Source organism: Adhaeribacter sp., assembly GCF_057359045.1.
In genome coordinates this window covers 1-8295 of sequence record NZ_JBMQUD010000090.1, presented here as the reverse complement: position 1 = coordinate 8295, position 8295 = coordinate 1, and the positions used below count along the sequence as shown (strand labels likewise).

Below are 8295 nucleotides of genomic sequence, written 5' to 3'. Positions count from 1 at the left end.
TTTGTTGCCGCAATTGCAACAATTTATGTACCAGCCACAGTTTAATGCGGGCATCGGCGCGGTTCTCCCAAAGTTCCTGAATAAACGTTTCCGGCTCCTGCGCTTCGCGGCTCTCTAGCTGGGTAAGCCACTCCTGGCGCTGTTCGTACGCCACGGCTCGCCGGTTATCGGGGTCTACCAAACTTAAATCCCACAGCTCGGTTCCCTGGTAAACATCGGGCACGCCCGGGCAGGTAAATTTTAATAATACCTGGGCCAAAGAATTGATAATGCCAAAATCGGCTACTTTTTGGTGAAAAGGCGCAAAGCTTTGCCAAAAAGCCTCCTGCTGATTTAACAAACCAGTGGCAAAGTTTTTAGCGGCCGTTTCGTATTGCTCGTTGGGCTTGGTCCAGTTCGAAAATCTTTTAGCTTCCCGTAATGCTTTCTCTAAATATTGCTGTATGCGGTCAGAGAAATCATCTTCCGGCTGGCCCGGCATGGGATAAGCGCCAATTAACGTCTGGTAAATAAAATATTCGTCGTTGGCATCGGGAGATTTCCCTTCCTTTAAAGCGGTATTTAGTTTCCGCCATTCCTGCACCTTTTCGGTCCATTCTTCGGCCAGGGAAGTAAGTACATTTAAACGGGCGCGCACATCTTCGCCGCGCTTGGTATCGTGGGTTGAGGTGGCATTAATAGACAAAGGCCAGTTTTCCTGCCGCTGCTGCATGTGCGCGTGAAAAGCAGTTGGGCTTAAACCAAAAGTCTCCGGCGAATCGCCTACTTCGTTGTGCCCGATAAACCGGTTGTAAGTATACATGAGCGTATCTTCTACCCCTTTGGCCATTAAAGGTCCGGTAAACTGCATAATACGCTGGTAAAACTGCAGCGCCTTTTGGTTAAAATCAGCATCTTGCAGGTGCGGCCGGTGCAAAAACGTGTTTTCCAAAACACCTACCGCTGCGCTTAAATCGTGGTTGCTGTGCCTGATTTCGTTTAAAATATTCTGTACGGCCGTAGCTTCGGCCTGGTCCAGGGGTAGTTGGTTGCCGTAGTAGCGGTAAACCGGGCACCGGATTAAAAATTCGGCAATGGCCGCTTTCATATCATCCTGGTGAATACTAGCCAGCATCTTTTTTTCAGCCAGGTTTAACTCCCGAAAATACTGGTACAGGTTGTTTAGTTCGCCGGCCATGTGTTCCGACAAAATATAAGACTTTTTCTCGCGTATTTGGCTGTGTATGGGACTGCTGTTATTTACCAGCGATTTGTACAGCCGGTTAAAACTTTTTTCGCTGCCGGGATGGGTAAGTAAATTATTAACCAGGGCCAGAAAATCGTAACCGGTATTGCCCTGGATGGGCCATTTTTGGGGTAAATCTTCGCCGGGCTCCAATATTTTCTCAACCACAATGTACGTTTCGTCGCCGGTTAGTTCCCGCAGGCTCTCGAGATAACCCATTGGGTCGTACAGGCCATCAATGTGGTCGATGCGTAATCCTTGAAATATTCCGGCTTCCAGGCATTCTTTTATCAGGCTGTGGTAATGCGCAAATACTTCCGGGTCCTGAATATTTAAGCATATCAGGCCGTTAACTGTAAAAAAGCGCCGGAAGTTTATTTTTTTATCCGTGTCTTGCCAGTAGCAAAGGTGGTAATATTGGTCGTCGGCAATTTGGGTTAAATGCTCCGGATTCTGATTTATGATTTCCAGACAATCTTGTATGTAAGCATCTATTTCCGGATTTTTTATTAAAGAAGCTAGTTGCCGGCGAAATTCATCGACCCCTATGGCGTAGCCTTTTGTTTCTTCGGATTGCAATATTTGCTTTACCTGTTGTAGGAGCTGGGTAATGGCTTCCGCCGGTTCGGGGTGACCGGCCCGTAAAATGGTGGCATACGTACGCAAGTTTACCGGGTAAGCACTATCGTAATAATTAAGCACAAACCGTTCGTTTTCGTAAGCTACGGTTAATTCACCGTTCTGAATTACCTCGGCGGGTGGCGCCCCCAAAAACGGCACCATCAGGCGGCCTTTAAATAATTGACTGGTAAGTGCCGTATCAAAAAAAGGTGCGTAAAAAGAATGTGAACCTTTTTCCAGCACATCTACCAGCCAGGGATTATCCGGGTGAAAGGCCATGTGATTGGGCACAATATCCTGGAGCCAGCTCATACCCTGGTTCTGCAAGGTTGTGCTAATGCTTTGCAGTTGCTCGTGGGTGCCAATGCCCGGATTAAGTTTATGCGGATTTACCCCATCGTAACCGTGGGTGCTCCCCGGCGAAGATTGAAAGATGGGGGAGGCATATACGGTACTTACACCTAATTTATGCAGGTACGGAATAATGCGCTCTAAATCCGTTAAGGTAAAATCATCGTGAAATTGTAAACGATAAGTAGAAACGGGATTATGCATTTTTAAATAATATTAAATTACTACCTGCTACAGATTTTTTAAATATTTATTCGGCTTGTTCAAGGCCAAAAACTATAATGGATTGCGGCGGCAAGCTAACCTGGGTTTGGCCAGACGCTGTAGCCGGCACAGTGTGCGGTCCGCCCCAAACCGGATCGGCGGAGTTTAAGTGTAACTGCCAAGAATTATTTTTGGCAAGCGGTAATTGTACGCTTTGGTTTTGGTTTGAAAAATTTAAAAAACAAAGTGCCTCGTGCTGGTTATGCCAGCGGTGCAACACCAAAGTATTGTTTTCTTTATCTGCCGAAACTTTTACATTTTGCCGGTTTAAGTGGCGCAAAGCGGGTTGCTGTTGCCGCAATTTAATCAGGTGCTGGTAATACCGGAACATGGTTTGGTGCGGTTCATTTTCTAATATTTCCCACCTTAATTTGGAGCTGTTAAACGTTTCCAAGGACATGGGATCCGGGGCTTCGCCCTGGGCGTGAAAGGCGGCAAACTCCGCTTTACGGCCTTTTCTTACGGCTTCGGCCAGTTCCGGATCAGTGTGGGAGACAAAGTACAGGAAAGGGTTTGGTTCGCTGTATTCTTCACCCATAAACAACATGGGCAAAAACGGACTTACCAATACCGCGCCGGCCATTAATTTTTGCATCTCAAAACTAACCAACTGGCTGGTGCGCTCGCCCAACATGCGGTTGCCCACCTGGTCGTGGTTCTGTGAAAAAATAATAAATTGTTGCCCCGGATTATGCTGGGCTTTTACACCAAATTTCTTTTGCCGATGCGGCGAATATTGCCCATCGTAAACATAGGCATCCTGGTAAGATTTGGCTAAATGTTCAATGCCACTAAAATCGGAATAATAGCCGGTGGGCTCGCCGCCGGCCGTAATACGTAGCGCATGGTGAAATTCATCTATCCATTGGGCATCCATGCCGTAACCTTGTTCTTCCAGCGGATTAATAAACCGGTTGTCGTTCAGGTCGAGCTCTACAATCAGGTAATGGGTGCGGCCGGTTTCGGCCATTAAATTATTTACGGCTTGTTTTATTTCCCGCAATATATGGGTCGGGCTGAAATCTTTGATTGCATGCACCGCATCCAGGCGTAAGGCATCAATATGAAAATCACGGAACCACATCAAAGCATTCTGCACAAAGTATTCCCGCACGCCATCGCACCAGGCATCGTCAAAATTTAAGGCATTACCCCAAGGGGTATTATATTTATCGGTGAAATAAGGGCCATAAGCCCCTAAATAATTACCTTCCGGCCCCAAATGGTTATAAACCACATCTAAAATTACGGCCAAACCTTTTTCGTGGCAAGTATTTACCAGGTGCTGCAAACCAGCGGCCCCACCGTAAGAATCTTGCACCGCATAAGGAAAAACGCCATCGTAGCCCCAATTGCGGTCGCCGGGAAATTGCGCCACCGGCATTATTTCAATGGCATTTACGCCCAGAGTTATTAAATAATCCAGCTTTTCTTCTAAAGCGGCAAAAGTACCGCCGGGCGTGAAAGTGCCGGTATGCAATTCGTATAAAATATAATCAGCTAAAGGTACGTTCTGCCAGTTTTGGTCGGTCCAGGCAAAGCTTTTTAAATCCAGCGCCTGCGAAGGACCGTGTACCCCTTCGGGTTGACTCAAGGAGGCCGGATCGGGCAGTTCCTGGTCGCCGTTGATTTTAAACTTGTATATGTCGCCGGGTTTTACCTGCTCCGTTATAATTTGCCAATAGCCATAGGCAGCCGGCGGAAGGGGTAAGGTAAGGCCGGTACCTGATAAGATCAATTCTATACTTTTTGCTTCGGGGGCCCAAACTGTAACTTGCGCCTCTTGCGTGGGAGTAAAGTTTACCCCAATGGTACGCCCGCTAATATTTTGGTTTGTCATGCTTCCGGATCAAAAAATATGGGTTGCTTTAACAACATTACCGAGCGGCTTTCTACCATAATGGTTTTACCGGCTTCAAAAGTTGGTCCATCAGTTTCCGAAATAAAGTCTTCGGCCGTGTCCAGGATTTTGATCCAAGGGCTACCGTATTTTTCGGATGGTAAGGTATATTCCAGCGGCTCATGGTGGGCATTAAATATGATATAAAAGCTATCGTCAATAATATGCTCGCCTTTACTGCCCAACGTATGTACCCCCCGGCCATTCAGGTAAACACCCAGAGATTTGGCATAATCTTGGGTCCAGTGGTTTTCGTCCATTTCAGAGCCATCGGGTAAAAACCAGGCTATATCTTCAACTACTGTTCCCCGGATGGGTTGTCCCTGGAACCAGCGCCGGCGACAAAATACCGGGTGGTTTTTACGTAGGTGAATAACTTTGCGGGTAAAACTCAATAGATTTTGATCGGCAGCAGCCCAGTCAAGCCAGGAAATTTCGTTGTCCTGGCAGTAAGCGTTATTATTGCCACCTTGGGTCCGGCTAATCTCGTCGCCGGCTACCAGCATGGGAACGCCCTGCGATAAAAACAAAGTAGTTAAAAGATTACGTTTCTGCCGATTACGCAGGTCATTAATCCATTGATCGTCGGAGGGGCCTTCGGCGCCGCAGTTCCAGGAACGGTTATGATCTTCGCCGTCGTTGTTGCCTTCGCCATTGGCTTCGTTGTGTTTTTCGTTGTACGACACCAAATCGTGCAGCGTAAAACCATCGTGGGCAGTAATAAAATTAATACTGGCGGTGGGACGGCGGTAATCGTCCTGGTACAAATCGGGGCTACCGGTAATGCGCTGACCAAATTCGGCCAGCATACTATCGGCCCCGCGCCAATAATCCCGAATGCTATCGCGGTAACGTCCGTTCCACTCGGCCCAGCCCGGCGGGAATTTACCTACCTGGTAACCACCTTCCCCAATATCCCAGGGCTCGGCAATCAATTTAACCTGCGAAATAACCGGGTCCTGGTGAATAATATCAAAAAAGGCGCTTAGTCGATCTACTTCGTGTAATTCGCGAGCCAGGGTAGCGGCCAAATCGAACCGGAAACCATCAACGTGCATCTCCAGCACCCAATACCGCAAACTATCCATCATGAGCCGGAGAACGTTGGGTAAATTGGCATTAAGGGTATTACCAGTGCCGGTATAATCCATGTAATACCGTTTATCGTTTTCCATCAGCCGGTAATAAGAGGCATTATCTATACCCCGGAACGAAAGGGTTGGCCCCAGGTGATTGCCTTCGGCGGTATGGTTGTAAACTACGTCCAGAATTACTTCTATGCCTGCCTTGTGCAGTTCTTTTACCATGGTTTTAAACTCTACCACCTGCTCGCCCAAAGCACCCCGGCTGGAGTATCGTACATCGGGGGCAAAAAAACCAATGGTATTGTAGCCCCAATAATTAGAAAGGCCTTTATCCTGCAGAAAACTATCGTTCACGAAATGGTGCACCGGCATTAATTCTATGGCGGTTATACCTAAATCCTGCAAATATTTAATGGTTGTGGGGTGCGCAATGCCGGCGTACGTACCTCTTATTTCTTCCGGAATATCGGGGTGTAATTGCGTAAAGCCTTTTACATGCGTTTCGTAAATAATAGATTTAAAGTAAGGTATTTTGGGCGCTTTATCGCCTTCCCAATCAAACAGCGGATCTACCACTACCGATTTGGGAATAAAGGGCGCGCTATCGGCATCGTTAAAGCTTAGGTCCTCTTCGGGGTGGCCCATTTCGTAGCCAAACAAAGAATTATGCCAGTTAATGGTACCCGAAATAGCTTTGGCGTAAGGGTCAATTAATAATTTATTAGGGTTGTAACGATGGCCATTTTGCGGGTCGAAGGGGCCGTAAACTCGATAGCCATACAATTGCCCCGGCAACAAATCCGGAACGTACACGTGCCATACCTGGTGGGTGCGTTCCTTCATTCTGATTTTAATTACTTCGGTTTCATCGTTAGGGGAGTTAAACAGGCATAAGTCTACCCCGGTGGCATTGTCGGCGTAAAGCGCAAAGTTTACACCTTCTACATCCCAGGTGGCCCCTAATGGATAAGGGTTACCCGGATACACAATTGTATTCATGTTGGTTATAGTATAAGTAAGTTCTATTGGGTTAATTCGTTGATTGGGTCAGTTGCTAAAATTTTCACGTTCTACGGATAAAAACTAAAAACGTATATTTAATAATTAGAGATTTACGTAAAAATTAGAGATTTACGTAAAAGCAGGCTTGGTTGCCGGTATAGTTTAAAATTAAAGGTTATAAGAGCTATTCTTTATTTTAATGGCGCATACGGCAAAGCGGAGCCATAAACCGAAAAAAAGTTCGTTAAAAATAAAAACCCGTATTAATGCTCGGTTTATACGGTTAAAAGCTTCATTAGAGAGATATAAATACTTAAAATTATCTATCGGATTAATCTATAACGTAAAGGCTCTTAACTTTTCCTGGCTGTTTGCGAATAATCATTCCGGTTAAGGGTTGTGGTATAATAAACGCTGTTTTAAAAAATGGTTCTGCTATCCTTCCGTTTCATTAGGCAAACAAAAATTTATGGCAATAATTGGTTATCACGCTTCGCACGAACAATTTAAACCCAGCACTCTTTTAGAGTACGTGCAACTGGCCGCCCAAGCTGGCTTTCAGGGGGCTTTGTCTTCAGATCATTTTCATCCGTGGAGTAATTCGCAAGGGCAAAGTGGTTTTGCCTGGTCGTGGCTGGGCGCGGCTTTGCAGGCCACCAACCTTACTTTTGGAGTGGTAAATGCACCTGGGCAGCGGTATCATCCGGCCATTATTGCCCAAGCCGCCGCTACCCTCGCCGAAATGTTTCCGGAAAGGTTTTTTATTTGCCTGGGCTCCGGACAAGCCCTTAACGAAATGATAACCGGCGACAAATGGCCCACCAAAGCCGAACGCAATAATCGTTTAAAAGAAGCCGTAGAAATTATCAGGGCTCTTTGGCGCGGCGAACGGGTTACGCATAAAGGTTTGATTACAATAGAAGAAGCGCAACTTTATACGTTGCCCAGGATAAATCCTTTAATTATGGGAGCCGCCGTTTCAAATAAAACCGCCGAGTGGGTAGGTGGTTGGGCCGATGGTTTAATTACTATTTCGAAGAACCCGGCTGAATTAAAGAAAACCGTAGAAGCTTTTAGGAAGGGTGGTGGCGAAGGTAAGCCTATGTATTTAAAAGTACAATTATCTTATGCCCGCACCGAGCAGGAAGCCCGCCAGGGTGCCCACGACCAATGGCGCGGCAATATTTTTGATAACAGCCTGTTAACCGATTTACGCATACCTGAACAATTTGAAGCCGCCGCTCAATTTGTAAACCCGAATGAATTAGACAATTTTGTCCGGATATCGGCTAACGTGCAACAGCATATTGATTGGTTAGGCGAATACCTGAACCTAGGTTTTAGCAATATTTACCTGCACAACGTAAACCTGAACCATTTACCCTTTATAGAAGATTTTGGGGCAAAAGTATTGCCAGCCTTGGCAAAGATTTAAATATTTAACTAAATCTAAATGCCATTGTTCTATCAATCTTACTAAAGTTTTAACAGGGTTTTAGGTATATTTTATCTTTCACTTTAGCCATTTTCAATCTTATAAAGTATTTAAAAATTGATTTTTGAGTTGGATGGAAAAGCAGGCATTTATTCATGGATAATTTAAAACAAAGTGGAGGCCTTGCCTTAATTCCTTTTCTGGTTTTTGTACTGGCGTTTTTAGGCGCTGGTATTGGCCTCGGCGATTTTTATGCTTTTCCTTCGCCGGTGGCCGTGGTGTTGGGCATAATAGTAGCTTTTTTAATTTTAGGCGGTAGCGTACAGGCTAAAGTAGATGCGCTTATTCGGGGTTGCGGCGATTCCCGGATTATGACCATGTGCCTGATTTATTTACTGGCCGGGGCTTTTGC

At 45.9% G+C, this 8295-nt stretch carries 4 protein-coding genes and 1 pseudogene; 2 read left to right on the top strand and 3 right to left on the bottom strand.

Going from position 1 to position 8295, the window contains the following annotated elements:
* The 3 genes from treY to glgX form a co-directional block, all read right to left on the bottom strand.
* On the bottom strand, positions 1 to 2401 hold a 2401-nt coding region (treY, locus tag ACO1R6_RS14430), incomplete at its 3' end, for a malto-oligosyltrehalose synthase (protein ID WP_486265599.1).
* 46 nt (positions 2402 to 2447) lie between these two features.
* Positions 2448 to 4301: a malto-oligosyltrehalose trehalohydrolase gene (treZ, locus tag ACO1R6_RS14425; RefSeq protein WP_486265598.1), complete on the bottom strand. Its 1854-nt coding sequence runs from the start codon at positions 4299 to 4301 to the stop codon at positions 2448 to 2450.
* Positions 4298 to 6445, bottom strand: a complete 2148-nt coding sequence (glgX, locus tag ACO1R6_RS14420; protein WP_486265597.1) for a glycogen debranching protein GlgX — start codon at positions 6443 to 6445, stop codon at positions 4298 to 4300. The genes treZ and glgX overlap by 4 nt, the downstream gene beginning before the upstream one ends.
* Before the next feature lie 472 nt (positions 6446 to 6917).
* Here glgX and ACO1R6_RS14415 point away from each other — a divergent pair, with 472 nt between their 5' ends.
* Both ACO1R6_RS14415 and ACO1R6_RS14410 read left to right on the top strand, forming a co-directional pair.
* Entirely contained in the window at positions 6918 to 7883 is a 966-nt protein-coding gene (locus ACO1R6_RS14415; protein ID WP_486265596.1) for a TIGR03885 family FMN-dependent LLM class oxidoreductase, read from the top strand.
* Between the two features lie 155 nt (positions 7884 to 8038).
* Positions 8039 to 8295 (top strand): annotated as a pseudogene (locus ACO1R6_RS14410) (Na+/H+ antiporter NhaC family protein); the annotation flags it as partial.